Origin of the sequence: Rhodococcus sp. NPDC060084, assembly GCF_042730335.1 — a bacterium.
Lineage (GTDB): Bacteria > Actinomycetota > Actinomycetes > Mycobacteriales > Mycobacteriaceae > Rhodococcus.
Genome location: NZ_JBHWWX010000038.1, coordinates 29,304 through 44,203 on the forward strand (window position 1 = coordinate 29,304; position 14,900 = coordinate 44,203).

Annotated in this window: 14 protein-coding genes; 7 read left to right on the forward strand and 7 right to left on the reverse strand. The window is 67.7% G+C overall.

The window, feature by feature from the left end; translation table 11 throughout:
• Positions 1-8: 8 nt before the first annotated feature.
• A complete protein-coding gene (locus ACFWBU_RS17280; RefSeq protein ID WP_378528816.1) occupies positions 9-410 on the reverse strand; it encodes a hypothetical protein in 402 nt (133 codons plus the stop codon).
• 116 nt (positions 411-526) lie between these two features.
• On the opposite strand from ACFWBU_RS17280, the gene ACFWBU_RS17285 reads away from it, so the two are divergent.
• The gene (locus ACFWBU_RS17285) at positions 527-1,615 is read left to right on the forward strand and encodes a TrkA family potassium uptake protein (protein WP_169619726.1); all 1,089 of its coding nucleotides are present in this window, start codon (positions 527-529) and stop codon (positions 1,613-1,615) included.
• A 10-nt stretch (positions 1,616-1,625) separates the two neighbouring features.
• Complete coding sequence (gene nudC, locus ACFWBU_RS17290; protein WP_378528817.1) at positions 1,626-2,525, forward strand: NAD(+) diphosphatase; 900 nt, start codon at positions 1,626-1,628, stop codon at positions 2,523-2,525.
• Positions 2,526-2,534: 9 nt separating this feature from the next.
• On the opposite strand, the gene ACFWBU_RS17295 is transcribed toward nudC, so the two are convergent.
• Positions 2,535-2,789: a mycoredoxin gene (locus ACFWBU_RS17295; RefSeq protein ID WP_169619724.1), complete on the reverse strand. Its 255-nt coding sequence runs from the start codon at positions 2,787-2,789 to the stop codon at positions 2,535-2,537.
• A gap of 130 nt (positions 2,790-2,919) precedes the next feature.
• Between ACFWBU_RS17295 and ACFWBU_RS17300 the strand changes: the two genes are divergently transcribed.
• Positions 2,920-5,055 (forward strand): ATP-dependent DNA helicase UvrD2, encoded by a 2,136-nt coding sequence (locus ACFWBU_RS17300; protein ID WP_169619723.1) that lies wholly within the window; start codon positions 2,920-2,922, stop codon positions 5,053-5,055.
• On the opposite strand, the gene ACFWBU_RS17305 is transcribed toward ACFWBU_RS17300, so the two are convergent.
• Positions 5,044-5,421 (reverse strand): VOC family protein, encoded by a 378-nt coding sequence (locus tag ACFWBU_RS17305; RefSeq protein ID WP_378528818.1) that lies wholly within the window; start codon positions 5,419-5,421, stop codon positions 5,044-5,046. The two genes, ACFWBU_RS17300 and ACFWBU_RS17305, sit on opposite strands and share 12 nt — an antisense overlap.
• A gap of 176 nt (positions 5,422-5,597) precedes the next feature.
• Here ACFWBU_RS17305 and ACFWBU_RS17310 point away from each other — a divergent pair, with 176 nt between their 5' ends.
• Positions 5,598-5,735, forward strand: a complete 138-nt coding sequence (locus ACFWBU_RS17310) for a hypothetical protein (protein WP_296549960.1) — start codon at positions 5,598-5,600, stop codon at positions 5,733-5,735.
• A gap of 173 nt (positions 5,736-5,908) precedes the next feature.
• Complete coding sequence (locus ACFWBU_RS17315; RefSeq protein ID WP_378528820.1) at positions 5,909-6,163, forward strand: WhiB family transcriptional regulator; 255 nt, start codon at positions 5,909-5,911, stop codon at positions 6,161-6,163.
• Positions 6,164-6,182: 19 nt separating this feature from the next.
• Here the strand turns inward: ACFWBU_RS17315 and ACFWBU_RS17320 are convergent, their stop codons facing one another.
• The 3 genes from ACFWBU_RS17320 to ACFWBU_RS17330 all read right to left on the reverse strand — a co-directional run bounded on the left by ACFWBU_RS17320 (position 6,183) and on the right by ACFWBU_RS17330 (position 9,934).
• On the reverse strand, positions 6,183-7,508 hold the full coding sequence (locus ACFWBU_RS17320) for an AarF/ABC1/UbiB kinase family protein (protein ID WP_169619720.1): 1,326 nt from the start codon (positions 7,506-7,508) through the stop codon (positions 6,183-6,185).
• Complete coding sequence (locus ACFWBU_RS17325; protein WP_378528819.1) at positions 7,505-8,404, reverse strand: TOMM precursor leader peptide-binding protein; 900 nt, start codon at positions 8,402-8,404, stop codon at positions 7,505-7,507. Before ACFWBU_RS17325 ends, ACFWBU_RS17320 begins: the two co-directional genes overlap by 4 nt.
• Positions 8,405-8,497: 93 nt before the next feature.
• Positions 8,498-9,934 (reverse strand): zinc-dependent metalloprotease, encoded by a 1,437-nt coding sequence (locus tag ACFWBU_RS17330; RefSeq protein WP_169651715.1) that lies wholly within the window; start codon positions 9,932-9,934, stop codon positions 8,498-8,500.
• An 87-nt stretch (positions 9,935-10,021) separates the two neighbouring features.
• Here ACFWBU_RS17330 and ACFWBU_RS17335 point away from each other — a divergent pair, with 87 nt between their 5' ends.
• Complete coding sequence (locus tag ACFWBU_RS17335) at positions 10,022-11,044, forward strand: PDZ domain-containing protein (RefSeq protein ID WP_169619717.1); 1,023 nt, start codon at positions 10,022-10,024, stop codon at positions 11,042-11,044.
• A 5-nt stretch (positions 11,045-11,049) separates the two neighbouring features.
• On the opposite strand, the gene ACFWBU_RS17340 is transcribed toward ACFWBU_RS17335, so the two are convergent.
• On the reverse strand, positions 11,050-11,655 hold the full coding sequence (locus ACFWBU_RS17340; RefSeq protein ID WP_296549954.1) for a PPA1309 family protein: 606 nt from the start codon (positions 11,653-11,655) through the stop codon (positions 11,050-11,052).
• A 190-nt stretch (positions 11,656-11,845) separates the two neighbouring features.
• Between ACFWBU_RS17340 and ACFWBU_RS17345 the strand changes: the two genes are divergently transcribed.
• Positions 11,846-14,842, forward strand: coding sequence for a UPF0182 family protein (locus ACFWBU_RS17345; RefSeq protein WP_296549982.1), 2,997 nt, complete (start codon positions 11,846-11,848; stop codon positions 14,840-14,842).
• The last annotated feature ends 58 nt before the right edge of the window (positions 14,843-14,900 follow it).

Sequence of the window (14,900 nt, forward strand, 5' to 3'; positions counted from 1 at the left end):
CGCACGGGTCAGCGGCGGTGCGCCCCCGGGGCGAGGCGACGCACCTCGAGGGCCGCGGTGACGAGAGGGATCTGCAGCGGCAGCCGTGCCACCGCGACGGCCTTTGCCACCGGTGAGATCCGGTCGCTGCGCAGCCACGTGACGGCCATCTGCGCGTTCGCAGGGAACACCGCGAGAAACAGCGCAGCAGCCAGCGCGCCACCCGTCCGGCGGGTACGCGGCACCACGAGCGCGAGCCCGACCCCGAGCTCGGCGACTCCCGAGACGTAGGTGTAGGTGCGGGCGGAACCGGGCAGCGCGCGGGGGACGATGCCGTCGAAGGGTTGCGGTCGGACGAAGTGCATCGTGCCTGCGCCGAGGAGCAATGCGGCGAGCCGCAACGCCGGTCGTCGGGACGGTTGGGTGGACATGGGCGCCACAGTAGCGGGCGGCGCGTAGGCTGCGATCCGGAATCGATGGCCGTCCGGCATCGCTACGGTGTAAGTGAGGTCCCCCCTGGGGACCGAGACGAGGTGGAGTAGGCACGATGCCCGGTAGATTGCGTGCGAGGTTCAGTCGCTCCGATCAGCTCACCGAGCGTCCGGACTTCGCGTTGGTGGGCGTCCTCCGGGTGCCGGAAGAGCAGACGAGTCCCGGAATCGCGATTGCGCGTCGCATCGGTTACGCCTTCGCGGCGCTGCTGTTCGCGGTGGTGGTCGTCTACCTCGACCGCGACGGGTACCGCGACGCCCAAGGCAACGCGTTGTCGTTGCTGGACTGCCTCTATTACGCGACCGTGTCGCTGTCGACCACCGGGTACGGCGACATCACTCCCTTCACACCCGAAGCGCGCCTGATCAACGTTCTCGTGATCACCCCGCTGCGGGTGTTCTTCCTGATCGTGCTGGTCGGAACGACGTTGTCGGCTCTGACCGCGAGTTCACGACAAGCATTCAAGATCCAACGATGGAGGCGCCGCGTGCGTAATCACACCGTCGTCATCGGCTACGGCACCAAGGGCCGTACCGCCGTCGACGCCATGCTGGGCGACGGTGTCGCCCCATCCGACATCGTGGTGGTGGACACCGATCCCGTCGTCCTGGAATCCGCGGCCGGGCAGGGACTGGTGACGGTCCAGGGTTCGGCAACCAAGTCGGACGTTCTCCGCCTCGCGGGTGTGCAGCACGCCGCCGCTGTCATCGTCGCCGCGAACCGCGACGACACCGCGGTGCTGGTGACTCTGAGTGCCCGCGAGATCGCCCCCAAAGCCAAGATCGTCGCCGCGATCCGCGAGTCCGAGAACACGCACCTGCTGCGGCAGTCCGGTGCCGACTCGGTGGTCATCTCCTCCGAGACCGCGGGCCGCCTGCTGGGTATCGCTACGACGACACCCAACGTGGTCGAGATGATCGAGGACCTGCTCACCCCCGAAGCCGGATTCGCCATCGCCGAACGTGACGTGGAACCGTCGGAGATCGGCGGTTCGCCGCGACACCTCAAGGACATCGTCCTTGCCGTGGTGCGCGACGGCCGGATGTGGCGGATCGGCTCGCCCGAGGTGGATGCAGTGGAGGCCGGCGACAAGCTGCTCTACATCCGGCTCGTGGGCACGCAGCCGGGCGCGATGCGCGGCTAGTGTGCTCGAAGTGACCAGTTTCTCTCTGTCCGGTACCCCACTCCTGTCGCGCACCGTCGTCGAGCGCGCCGAAGAGCTTCGCTCCGACGAGGACGCGCTGCGGGCGGGGTGGGCGGACGCGAAACTCCTGAAGGTGGACCGACGGGGACAGGTGCCCGTGGCGGACGGGGCACTGGTGTTCCGTGCCGCCGCGGAACTCGGCCCCGAGCCGGCCCCCGGGGCGGTGTTTCTCGGTGTGCGCGACGAGCGGCACGTGTGGGCCGTCCGCGTACTCGCACAGACGGGAGAGGTTGCGGACCTGCGCAAGGTCGGCGACGCACTCGACGACGCGGACGCGGACCTGATGGTGAGTGCGGTGGCCTTGCTCAACTGGCACGACCGGGCAGGGTTCAGCGCGGTCGACGGTTCCCTCACCGAACCCACCATGTCCGGATGGTCGCGGATCAGTTCCGAGACCGGGCACGAGGAATTTCCGCGCACGGACCCGGCGGTCATCTGCCTGGTGCACGACGGGGGCGACAGGGTGCTGCTCGGGCGTCAACCCGTGTGGCCGGAGCGGCGCTTCTCCGTCCTGGCAGGATTCGTGGAGGCGGGCGAATCGCTGGAATCGTGTGTGGTGCGGGAGATCCGCGAAGAAGTCGGCGTCGACGTGCGTGACATCCGCTACCTCGGAAGCCAGCCATGGCCGTTTCCGCGGTCGTTGATGCTCGGGTTCGCGGCCGTCGCCGACCCCGCTCAGCCCCTGGAATTCCGGGACGGCGAGATCGGCGAGGCGCGATGGTTCACTCGCGACGAGGTGCGGAACGCACTCGAGGCCGGCGACTGGGCGTCGGCCGACGAGGTGCCTCTGCTGCTGCCGGGCTCGATCTCCATTGCCCGGGGCATGCTCGAAGGATGGGCCCGGGGCTGATCCGGGCTGTTACAGACCGAGCGCGCGCTTGACCGCCGACAGCGGCGGGTTGGTGGCGGTGGTGCCGTCTGCGTACTTGACGGTCGGCACGATGTGGTTGCCGTCGTTGACACTGCCGACGAATTCCGCTGCCGAGGGATCGGCCTCGATGTCGATCTCGGTGTAGGCGATGCCGTTCTCGTCGAGCTGCTTCTTCAGACGCTTGCAGTAGCCGCACCACGTGGTGGAGTAGACGGTCAAGGCGGGTGCATCGGTGGTGGTCATGACTTCGAGAACATCACAGCCGCCGCGATCTGTTCCGACCGGTCCCCGAATGTGGTCGCGGACACAGCGGATATGCCTGCACAGGATGTGCGGCGTCGCGTTGTCGGTTCGCACTGTCATGATGGAGGCCATGCGTGTGGATGCGGTTGCAGACGGCCTGGACCCTCAACAGGCGGCGGCTGTGCGGGCGCCGCGTGGCCCCGTGTGTGTGCTGGCCGGCGCCGGGACGGGCAAGACCCGCACCATCACCCGCCGCATCGCGCACCTCGTCTCCGACGGGCACGTCGCCGCCGGCCAGGTTCTGGCAGTCACCTTCACCGCGCGGGCTGCGGGGGAGATGCGCTCGCGGCTCCGTGAACTGGGGGTCGGTGCACCGGGACCGTCGGTGCAGGCCCGCACCTTCCACGCCGCGGCGCTGCGGCAGTTGCGGTATTTCTGGCCGCAGGTCGTCGGCGATACTCCGTGGCAGTTGCTCGATCGCAAGTTCTCCGTCGTCTCGCAGGCAGCACATCGGTGCGGCTTCCCGACCGACACCGACACCGTGCGAGACCTGCTCTCGGAGATCGAGTGGTCCAAGGGGTCGCTGATCGCGCCGGAAGACTATCCGGCCACGGTCGCGCGGGTCCGCCGCGAGCCGCCGGCCGCCGCCGAGCGCGTCGCAGCGGTGTACGAGATGTACGAATCGCTGAAGTTCCGCGGCGACGAAGGGTTCTACCTGGACTTCGACGATCTGTTGTTGCACACGGCCGCCGCGCTCGAGGACAACACCGCTGTCGCCGACGAGTTCCGCGACCGCTACCGCTGTTTCGTCGTCGACGAATACCAGGACGTGACGCCGCTGCAACAGCGCGTGCTCGACGCATGGCTCGGGGACCGCGACGATCTCACCGTGGTCGGCGACGCCAACCAGACCATCTACTCGTTCACGGGCGCGTCGCCCAAGTACCTGCTCGATTTCTCGCGCCGGTTCCCCGACGCCACCGTCGTCCGGCTCGAGCGCGACTACCGCTCGACCCCGCAGGTGGTGGAACTGGCCAACCGCGTCATCGGCGAAGCCCGCGGGCGGATCGCCGGCACCCGGCTGAAACTGATCGGGCAGCGGCCGCCCGGCCCGGAACCCACGTTCGCCGAGTACGACGACGAACCCGCGGAGGCGAAGGCGACCGCGAAGGCCATCGCAAAACTGCTGCGCGACGGCGTGCCGGCGTCGGAAATCGCGGTGCTGTACCGGATCAACGCGCAATCGGAAGTGTACGAGCAAGCCTTCACCGAGACCGGCATCCCGTATCAGGTGCGCGGCGGCGAGGGGTTCTTCAACCGCGCCGAGGTGCGGCAGGCGATCAACGCGCTTCGGCAGGTCGACGCGCGCAACGACCTGCCCGACGGAGCCGATCGCGGCAGCCATCTCGTCACGCTGGTCCGGGCCACGTTGGTGCCGCTCGGCCTGACCGACACCGAACCCACCGGTGCGCAGGCCCGGGAACGGTGGTCGTCGCTGGTGGCGCTGGTCCAGCTCACGGAAGAACTGCTCGAGCACGAACCCGAGCTGACCCTCACCGGTCTGCTGCGCGACCTCGCGGCCCGCGCCGAATCGCGGCAGCCCCCGACGGTGCAGGGCGTGACTCTGGCATCGCTGCACGCCGCGAAGGGCCTCGAGTGGGACGCGGTGTTCCTCGTCGGGCTCACCGACGGCACCCTGCCGATCACCCACGTCACCGGAGACAAGGACACCCCTCCGGACGAAGCGGGTATCGAGGAGGAACGCCGTCTGCTCTACGTCGGCGTCACCCGCGCCCGGGTGCACCTGTCGCTGTCGTGGGCGTTGGCGCGCACCGAAGGCGGGCGCCGCTCACGGCGGCGGTCCCGCTTCCTGAACGGGTTGATCCCCGACAGTTCTCCGGCGTCGAAGATCGTCGAGCCGGCCTCACCGAAGAAGAAGCGTCCGCAGTGCCGGATCTGCGGTAAGCCGCTCCTGGGCACCACCTCGACGATGCTCGGGCGTTGCGAGGGCTGTCCGTCCGACCTCGACGAGGAACTGCTCGTCGCGCTGAAGGAATGGCGCCGCGAGCGATCGAAGGAGCTCAAGGTCCCCGCCTACGTCGTGTTCAGCGACAACACCCTGGTGGCGATTGCGGAGCAACAGCCGCGCGACGACCGCGCGCTCGTCTCGATTCCAGGCATCGGCGCGAAGAAGCTCGAGCAGTACGGCGCCGACGTGCTCGCGCTCGTGCGGGGCGAACGTACTGCGGCAACGCTAGATATCTAGGCCCACCGGCTCCACACAGAGGCAGAAGTGGTGGCCTGCGGGATCGCGGTACACCCGGAAGTTCTTTGTGCTCGACGGATCGTCGACGCGGGTCGCGCCGAGGTCGAGCGCGAGACGTTCGGCGTGCTCGAATTCGGGGACGTAGAAGTCGAGGTGGACGTGCACACTTTCGGAAGGCCAGCGCGCGGGCGTGAAATCGGGTGCGCGTTGGAATGCGAGCGAATTCGCGTCGTCGCGCGCGAGTTCGACCCAATCGTCGTCGTCCCGCGCGGTGGTCCAGCCGAGCAGGTCCCGGTAGAAGCCCGCGAGCGCGCGGGGATCGGGACAATCGAGAACCGATACACATTTCGTTGTCGACAGTGGCATGGCCGGGACTCTAGTCCCGCGTGAGGGTGCGAGCGGCGAATCGAACCACGCTCGACAAAAATTGGACAAAACCGCAGGTAGAAAATAACTTGTGCTGATCGCACCAGCATTACTATTGTGTATTGCATTGCCACGGGAGAAGCCCGTGCGTGACGACGAAAGCGAGGTGGCCCGTGATGATCAGCATCAATTATGCGGCCGTCGCTCCCGTCGTGGCGCGCGCCGCATCCGCCGCCGCCCCGCGCACATGGCGTCGGCGCGCAGCAGCCTTCTCGTCCGTGGCCGGACGACTCGTCGGGACACCTACGCGGTAGTCCCTTCCGACTCCAGGCCACGGACAACCGCCCAGCGGACCGTGGCCTTTGTCTTTTCGGCCGGAGTTCGCATCGCATCTCTTTCGATCGAACCTCTAGGAGTCCTCGTGCCGAGCGAAAACCCTTCGACCGCATCAGGTGTCGGCGAAAACACCCTCCGTGCGGGCGATCCTCTGCCCTGTCACGGTGACGATCCCGATCTGTGGTTTGCCGAGGCCCCGGCAGATCTGGAACTGGCGAAATCGCTGTGCGCCGGATGCCCCGTACGCGCGCGCTGTCTCGCCGCAGCGCTCGACCGCGAAGAACCGTGGGGAGTGTGGGGCGGCGAAATCATCCACCAGGGCGCGGTGGTCGCCCGGAAACGCCCCCGCGGGCGACCCCGGAAGACGGTCGTCGCCGAACCGCGAAAAGAACTGGTGCACGCCTGAATCGGCTGCCCGGCCCCGACTACTCCTCGGTAAAGCCGGGCAGCCATTCGGAGAGAATCGCCATATAGGGAGCCTGCGCGTCGAGTTGCGCGCAGATACCCACCGACCCGAGCAGAACGCGGAAGATGCTTGCGTATTCCGGTGGCAGGTTCAACGTCCGTGCAGTCCGGAACTGTGCACTCGAGAAATCCGTCGCGGTGCCCGCCACCTTCTGCAGCCACGCCCGCGTAAAATGGAACGACTCGGTCTGAATCGGGTCGGTGAAGGGCCGTAGGTAGTCGGCGATCTCCTGATCGGTGACAGTGCGGCCGGGGAGTACGAACTTCTCGTCGTAGAGCAGGGCGGTCAGCTCGTCGAAACGTTCCTCGAGGGCGAGTCGCACCATGCGCCCGAGCACCGGGGGGAATCCGTCCGGCATCGCGGCGGTGGCACCGAAGTCGATCACGCCGAGTCGTCCGTCCTCGAGCAACATGAAGTTGCCGGGATGCGGATCACAGTGCAGCAGACCGGCTCTGGCCGGACTGCAGAAGTGGAATTCGGCGAGGAGCGCCCCCGCGCGGTCACGTTGCTCGCGGGTGCCCTCGTTGATGATCACCGACAGCGGCGTGGCGGAAAGCCATTCCGTCACCATCACTTTCGGCGCACTGGCCACCACGCGGGGGATGAGAAACTTCTCGTCGCCGTCGAAGGCCCGCGCGAATGCCCGCTGGCTGTCGGCTTCGGTGCGATAGTCGAGTTCTTCCTCGGTGCGGGCGGTCAGTTCGTCGAGGAGCGCCCTGACGTCCGCGCCCGGCATCATGGTCGCGAATACTCCCGCGAACCGCGACAACGTCCGCAAGTCCGCGCGCAGTGCTTCGTCGGCCCCGGGGTACTGCACCTTCACGGCGACGTCGCGTCCGTCGGACCACACCGCGCGGTGCACCTGCCCGATGCTCGCCGAGGCCGTGGGCACGTCATCGAAGGATTGGAATCGCTCGCGCCACTTCGTGCCGAGTTGCTGATCGAGCACACGGTGCACGGACTTGGCCGGAAGGGGAGGTGCTGCCGCCTGCAGCTTGGTCAGTGCCTCACGATACGGCTCCGCGAATTCCTCCGGGACAGCGGCCTCCATGACACTGAGAGCCTGCCCGAACTTCATGGCGCCGCCCTTGAGCTCACCGAGCACCGTGAACAACTGCTCGGCGGCCTTCGCAGTCATCTCGGCGTCGATCTCGCCGCGATCACCACCTGCGAGGCGCCGGCCGAAACCTACAGCGGCGCGTCCGGCGATGCCCAGCGGGATGCTCGCGAGTTTGGCGGTACGCGAAGAGCTTCTGCGAGGGATGTCTGACACGCTCCCCATCATGCCTGAACGGGGACGGGGATAGTCGGGCAGTCGCAGTCGGGATGGCGGTGCCACCTGCGGGTGATGAGTTGTGTCCTGCGGATATCCCACTCGATCGTGCGGTCGAGGGCGAGCGCACCGGCGCCCGCGATCCGCGCGGCCGACGCAGTGTCGGCGAAGAACAGATCGAGTTGCGCCAGCGCGGCCGCGACGGTGGCGCCGATCACGGAGCGCTCGGCTCGTCCCTCCCGCCCGGACAACTGTGCCGCGAGCCGCGGCCACGACGGGTCGGCGTCGGTGCGAGCCAGGTCCGCGCAGCGCAGGCAACTGGAACGGCCGGGAACAACGAACGGGCCGATGACGCCGCGCCCGTCACGTACGCGGACCGCCAGATGAGGGACCCGGCGGCGCATCAGGATCTGCACGAGACGCGGATCGGGCACCTGGGTGTCGGCGAGCACGACGCAGTCCGGTAACCGGGTGGTGAGACCGGCGTCGTCGGTACGCGGAACCGACCGGAACCACCTCGTGTCCCACAGCGACAGATGCGGGGCGAGCGCGTGTGCGAGGGGTCCCGCCCCGTACAACCGCACGCACGGCGGAGACGACGCGGCCGCGGTTGCGGGTCGCGCCGGCCGCACGGATCCGGCGCCGACCAGTTCGTCGAGGAGCGCCCGGACAGCGGGTGCCGGCAGGCCGCGCGTTGCGGCCGCCTCGACGAGAGCCTCGTACGGCAGGCTCCCGTCCAGCAGTACGAGCAGGGCGCGGACATCGAACGCGTCCATACCGTCGGGCGGCACGACGACTGCGGCAGTGTCGGGGCCCCACCCGAGCTGCACCGAACCGTCGGCTCGGTGCAGCACCAGCACATCGGGATCGAGGACGAGACCTGTGGCCGCCCGCACGGGGGATGTCATACGGGCAGCATCACAGGCATCAGGCCCGCCGCGGTCGCCCCCGACGCGGTTGTCCACAGGGCGATCGCGGCTTCTATCAGCGACGACGTGGTGTCAGGAGTTCTTTCCGGAATCGTCGTCCGGCTCGCGGTCGGCGGTGTCGTCCCCGCCGTCCTGATCCTTCTCGGCACGCTCGCGTTCCATCGTTTCGCGGAGCTGTGCGATCGGATCCTCGAAGGCACTGGTGCCTCCACCGATGACGCGGTCGACGAACGCGGCGGGATTGTCCAGATCCGACGAATCCGGCAACAGGTCCGGGTGCTCCCACACCTTGTCGCGCGCGTCCGCTCCGGCGTCGGTGGTGAGCCGACGCCACAGCGCGGCGGCTTCCCGCAGCTTGCGGGGACGGAGTTCGAGACCGACGAGGGTCGCGAAGGTCTGCTCGGCGGGTCCGCCGGTGGCCCTGCGGCGACGCAGCGTCTCGCTCAGCGCCGCCACACCGGGGAGCCGGTCGCCGAGGGCATCGATCACGACTGTCTCGACCCAGCCCTCGACCAGCGCGAGCATCGTCTCCAGTCGCTCGAGCGCTGCCAGTTGTTCGGGCGTGGTCTGCGGCTCGAAGGCACCCTGCTTGAGGATTTCCTCGATCTTGGACGGATCGCTCAGCGCGGACGGGTCGAGGCCTTGGGCCAGATCTTCGATCGACGACATGTCCATGCGAATTCCGCGGGCGTATTCCTCGACGATCGCGAGGAGCCGCTGGCGCAGCCACGGCACGTGGCTGTAGAGCCGCTGATGCGCGGCTTCCCGCGCGGCGATGAACACGAGGATTTCCTGGGCGGGTTGTTCGAGGCCCTCACCGAACTCCTCGATGGCGGCGGGCAGCAGGGCGGCGGTGCCGGCCGGGCCCAGCGGCAGGCCGATATCGGTGGAGGTCATGACCTCCTTGGACAGCTGGCCCAGTGCCTGACCGAGCTGGGAACCGAACGCGACCCCGCCCATCTGGGAGAACATGCCCATCATCGGTCCGGCCATCGCGCGGGCCTCCTCGGGCAGGCCCTGCAGCATCATGCCGTTGACCTGCTCGGCAATGGGATCGCACAGGCGCTTCCAGGTGTCGAGGGTGTTCTCGAGCCACTCGACGGGCGTCCAGGCGACGGTCTTGGTGGCGCCGGCGGGCAGCGTCGTCGCCGCGTCGAGCCACAATTCCGCGAGCCGCGACGCGTCGCGCACTGCGTCGGCCGTCCCCGCGGAGACGGGAGTGACCGATCCGATCTGCTGGCGCGCGAGCTTCGAGGCGATCTCGTAGTTCACGGGGCCGGCCCCGCCGGTGCCCATCGCGCTGCCCATCCCGGCGAGCATCTGGCCGAACTGGCTGAGCATCTGCCCGAACTGGGCGGGATCGAAGCCCTGCGCACCGAACGGGTTGTCGCCACCACCGCCGGGAAGGCCGAAGCCGAACGGCGACCCACCCCCGCTTCCTGAACCCTCGTCCTTTTTGCGGTCGGGGTCGTCGTCGGGATTCGAGAATCCGAAGGGCGTGTCACTCATGTTCTCAACGGTACAAGGCGCGCCGTCGGAGCACGGGCATCGTGGTCACGCTGACCGCGAACACGATCGGCCCGATACTCTGGCCGGGTGAATCGACGCTTCGTGATGCCTCTCGCCGTGCTGCTCCCGGTTCTCACCCTCGTCCTGATCGCATTCAATCTGACCGTTCCCTATGTCGCACTCGGTCCCGGGCCCACGTTCGACACACTCGGCGACGTGGACGACAAGCCGGTCATCGAGATCGAGGGCGTCGAGACGGACGAGACGACGGGCAGCCTGGTGATGACGACCGTCGGTGTCACCGACAATCTCAACCTCGCGCAGACGGTGACGGCGTGGCTCAGCGGCCGGTACGGACTGGCGCCACGTGAGCAGGTGTATCCGCCCAACCGCAGCAAGGACGAGGTGCGAGCAGTCGATCAAGCCCAGTTCGCGCAGTCGGAGCGCAGTGCCGAACTCGCTGCTCTGCACTACCTGGATCTGCCCGTCATACTCCGGGTGGCCGAGATCGCGGACGACGCCCCCGCGTCGGGACATCTGCAGGTGGACGACCGGATCGTGGCGATCGCGGGTGAACCGGTGGAAACGGCCGGACAGGTACAGCGCGCCGTCGGAGCGGTCACTCCCGGCGAGAGCGTCGCGATCACCGTCCTGCGCGGCGACGCCGAGGAAACGATCGACGTCGTGGTGGGGGAGCGACCCGGAGGGGAGGGCGCGGGATTCCTCGGTATCGCAACCGAGGAGATTCCCGACGTGCCGTTCGAGGTGGTCTTCAACCTCGCCGACATCGGCGGGCCGTCGGCCGGGTTGATGTTCAGTCTCGCACTCGTCGACAAGCTCAGTCCCGGCGAGATCAACGGCGGGCTGAACGTCGCGGGGACCGGAACCATCGACTCCGACGGCATCGTCGGCCCCATCGGCGGCATCACCCACAAGCTCACCGCTGCGGACGAGGAAGGTGCCGAGGTCTTCCTCGTGCCCGCCGACAACTGCGCCGAGGCGCTCACCAACGAGCCGGACGATGTCCGGCTCGTCAGGGTCGAGACGCTGGAGGGCGCGGCCGCCGCGCTGGAGTCGATCGCGGCAGGCGGCGACGCGCCCACCTGCTGAGTCCGTCAGTCGTCGTCTTCTTCTGCTTCCAGGGTCGCGTACAGCGCTCCGACCACCTCGGGAGCGAGGTTCTCGTAGGTCCGCAATTCCGCCCCGGCGAACGGATCGTCGTCGTCGAGGGGACGGAGTTGCAGCAACGTCATCGCCGGCCCGTCCCGCAGCACCGCGGCGATGAGCCGCGCTCGTCTGCTGTCGGGGTGCGCGTGCGCCGCGAAGCGGGCCGCCTCGTCCACCGAGTGCGAGTCGGTGACGAGCGGAACCACCGCGTCGTCGAGGTCGGCTTCGGCGTTGGGCGGCAGGACCACGATCTCCTGAACGAGTGCGCAGCCCGCGACCGAGGAAGGCCAGCTCGTGGTCGCGAGGAACTCGCCGAGGGCCGGGCTTCCGCCCTCCACGTCCTCGGGAAACGCTTCCTGCGCGATCGGCGTGTACTCATGTCCCTCGTCGAGCTGGTCGCCGAGGCTCGGCTCCGACGCCGCGAGCAGCACGGTCGGTACCAGCGCAAACATGACGGGCGGCTGGTCCCATCCCTCGGCGTCGACGTAGTCGATGATCTCGTGGACCGTACGCGACAGGGCGGCTTCGGAAGGAACGGGAAGGTGCTGATTCACACGCCTATCCTGTCATTGGTGGGCCGGATCGGTGTCGGCTGTGCGTCCGATGCCGCCGGCCACGGATCGAGGACCGCGTACCTGTCCTGCGACTAGTCCGTAGAGTGGGGCGAAACGGTCACGCGGTGTGACGCACGAGGTATACATTCGCGGCGTTCTTCTCGCCGCCGGACGATTGGGAGCGTGGCACGTGGGCATGAGGCCCCCGACCGGAGTACCGACGTTGTCGAGACGGAGCAAAGTGCTGCTGGTTCTCGCATTGGTGGCCGCTGTGCTGCTGTTGCTGGGGCCGCGCCTGGTGGATACCTACACCAACTGGCTCTGGTTCGGGGAAGTCGATTTCCGCGACGTCTACATCAAGGTTCTTCTGACCCGAGTCCTGCTGTTCTTCGCGGTGGGTCTCTTCGTCGGCGTCGCCGTATGGCTGGCGATGCTGCTCGCGTACCGGTCACGGCCGGTATTCGTCCCCACCACCGGACCCAACGATCCGGTGGCGCGCTACCGCACGAGCGTGCTGACCCGGATGCGTGCGTTCGGGCTCGGTATCCCGATCGTGCTGGGCGTGCTGTCCGGACTCGTCGCACAGGCGAGCTGGGTGACCGTGCAGATGTTCTTCAACGGCGGAGAGTTCGGCACCACCGACCCGCAGTTCGGGCTCGACGTCGGGTTCTACGCATTCGACCTCCCGTTCTACCGCTTCATCCTGAACTGGTTGTTCGTCGCGGTCGTGCTGGCGTTCTTCGCCAACCTCGTGACGCAGTACATCTTCGGCGGCATCCGCCTCGCCGGGCGTGGCGGCAGCATGTCCACCGCCGCGCGTGTCCAGCTCGCCGTGCTGGCCGGCGTCTTCGTCGCACTCAAGGCTGTCGCGTACTGGCTCGACCGGTACGAGCTGCTCTGGAGCGGACGCAAGGAGCCCACGTTCACCGGAATGGGCTTCACCGACACCAACGCCGTGCTCCCTGCGAAGCTGATCCTGCTCGCGATCGCCGTGATCTGCGCGCTCGCGTTCTTCGCCGCGATCTTCCTGCGCGACCTGCGCATTCCTGCGCTCGCGACGGCGTTGCTGGTGCTCTCGTCGATCCTGGTCGGCGCTGTCTACCCGCTGATGGTCGAGCAGTTCTCCGTCCGTCCGAACGCGGCAGACAAGGAGAGCGAGTACATCGAGCGGAATATCGCTGCCACGAGGGTGGCGTACGGGATCACCGACGACAAGGTCGAGTACAAGGACTACCCGGGGGTGGGCACCACATCCCCCGAGGACGTTCCGGCCGACATCACGACGATCGCGAACGCCCGCCTGCTCGATCCCAACGTCCTGCCCCGAACGTTCACGCAGCAGACTCAGCTGAAGAACTTCTACGGATACCCGGAGTCGCTCGACATCGACCGGTACGAGGTCGACGGCAAGGTCGAGGACTACATCGTTGCGGCTCGTGAGCTCTCGCCGACCAGCCTGACGGGCAACCAGACCGACTGGATCAACCGCCACACCGTGTACACCCACGGCAACGGCCTGGTCACCGCTCCGGCGAACCGGGTCAACGCTGCGGCGAGCACATCGGCGGAAGAAGCCGCGAACAGCAACAGCGGCTACCCGGTCTACCAGATCAGCGACCTCGCGTCGCTCGCCGCCGAGAACCAGGTGATCCCGGTCGAGCAGCCGCGTATCTACTTCGGTGAGGTCATCGCCGAGGCAGACCCGGACTACTCGATCGTGGGTAACAGCGCCGACGCGTCCGGCCCGCGTGAGTACGACACCGACACCGAGAAGTACACGTACACCGGCAGCGGTGGCGTCGGGATCGGCAACTGGTTCAACCGTCTCGCCTTCGCGGCGAAGTACGCCGAACGCAACATCCTCTTCTCGAGCGCCATCGGCGAAAACTCGAAGATCCTGTTCAACCGCGATCCGCGCGAGCGCGTCACCAAGGTCGCTCCGTGGCTCACCGCGGACGGCGACGCCTACCCGGCCGCTGTCGACGGTCGCATCGTGTGGATCGTCGACGCGTACACCACGCTCGACAACTACCCGTACGCGCAGCGCGCGTCGCTCGAGGGCCTGGTCGAGGACAGCATCGACCAGAACACCGGCCGGCTGATCCCGCGCAAGGAGGTCTCCTACATCCGCAACTCGGTGAAGGCGACCGTCGATGCCTACGACGGCACCGTCACCCTGTACCAGGTCGACGAGGAAGACCCCGTTCTGGATGCGTGGATGGGTGTGTTCCCGGATGCGGTGACCCCGCAGGATCAGATCTCCGACGAACTGCGCTCGCATTTCCGGTACCCGGAGGATCTGTTCAAGGTCCAGCGGGAGATGCTCGCGAAGTACCACGTGGACGACCCGCGTGAGTTCTTCACCAACAACGCGTTCTGGTCGGTGCCCGCGGATCCCACCGTGGACACCAGCGCCAACCAGCCGCCGTACTACCTGCTCACGGGTAACCAGGAGAATGCCGAGCCGGCATTCAGGTTGACGTCTGCGATGGTCGGCTACAACCGGCAGTTCCTCTCGGCGTACATCTCGGTGGAGGCCGACCCGGAGAACTACGGCAAGTTCACGATTCTGCAATTACCCACCGATACGCAGACTTTCGGTCCGGAACAAACGCAGAACGCGATGATCTCCGACACGCGTGTCGCCTCCGAACGCACGCTGCTCGAGAGATCGAACCGGATCCAGTACGGCAACTTGCTCACGTTGCCGATCGCCGAAGGCGGGATCCTCTACGTGCAGCCGATGTACACCGAACGCAACCCGACGGCGGGTAGTACCTCGACGTTCCCGCAGCTTTCGCGGGTGCTCGTGAGCTACCGGGAGCCGGGTACCGGTGGTGGCGTGCGGATCGGCTACGCGCCGACCCTCGCGGCAGCGCTCGACCAGGTGTTCGGTGCAGGCGTGGGCGATGCCGCCACCGCTCCGGGCGGGGTGGCTCTCCCGACCGCCGAAGTCGAGGACGAGGCGCGTGAGGAAGCCGTGCAAGGTGCTGCCGAGCCGGCGCCCGGCGACCAGCCGTCGCCGGCTGCGCCGATCCCGGCGGGCCGCGACGCCGCGGTTGCCGAACTGGATGCCGCACTCAGCGAGCTGGCCGAGGCGCAGAGCAGCGGTGACTTCGCCGCGTACGGCCGGGCGCTGGAACGGTTGCAGCGCGCGACGGACGCCTACGAGTCCAGCGGAGGCTGATCTCCGCGCCCGGTTGAACCGCCCGCCGAGTGAGTGCGGACGACGAACGAAGCGGGGC

Excerpts from the sequence above, each read along its gene's own strand:
- ACFWBU_RS17280 (WP_378528816.1), bottom strand. The coding sequence starts at position 410 with ATGTCCACCCAACCGTCCCGACGACCGGCGTTGCGGCTCGCCGCATTG.
- ACFWBU_RS17285 (WP_169619726.1), top strand. The coding sequence starts at position 527 with ATGCCCGGTAGATTGCGTGCGAGGTTCAGTCGCTCCGATCAGCTCACC.
- ACFWBU_RS17295 (WP_169619724.1), bottom strand. The coding sequence starts at position 2,789 with ATGACCACCACCGATGCACCCGCCTTGACCGTCTACTCCACCACGTGG.
- ACFWBU_RS17300 (WP_169619723.1), top strand. The coding sequence starts at position 2,920 with ATGCGTGTGGATGCGGTTGCAGACGGCCTGGACCCTCAACAGGCGGCG.
- ACFWBU_RS17305 (WP_378528818.1), bottom strand. The coding sequence starts at position 5,421 with ATGCCACTGTCGACAACGAAATGTGTATCGGTTCTCGATTGTCCCGAT.
- ACFWBU_RS17310 (WP_296549960.1), top strand. The coding sequence starts at position 5,598 with ATGATCAGCATCAATTATGCGGCCGTCGCTCCCGTCGTGGCGCGCGCC.
- ACFWBU_RS17320 (WP_169619720.1), bottom strand. The coding sequence starts at position 7,508 with ATGATGGGGAGCGTGTCAGACATCCCTCGCAGAAGCTCTTCGCGTACC.
- ACFWBU_RS17325 (WP_378528819.1), bottom strand. The coding sequence starts at position 8,404 with ATGACATCCCCCGTGCGGGCGGCCACAGGTCTCGTCCTCGATCCCGAT.
- ACFWBU_RS17330 (WP_169651715.1), bottom strand. The coding sequence starts at position 9,934 with ATGAGTGACACGCCCTTCGGATTCTCGAATCCCGACGACGACCCCGAC.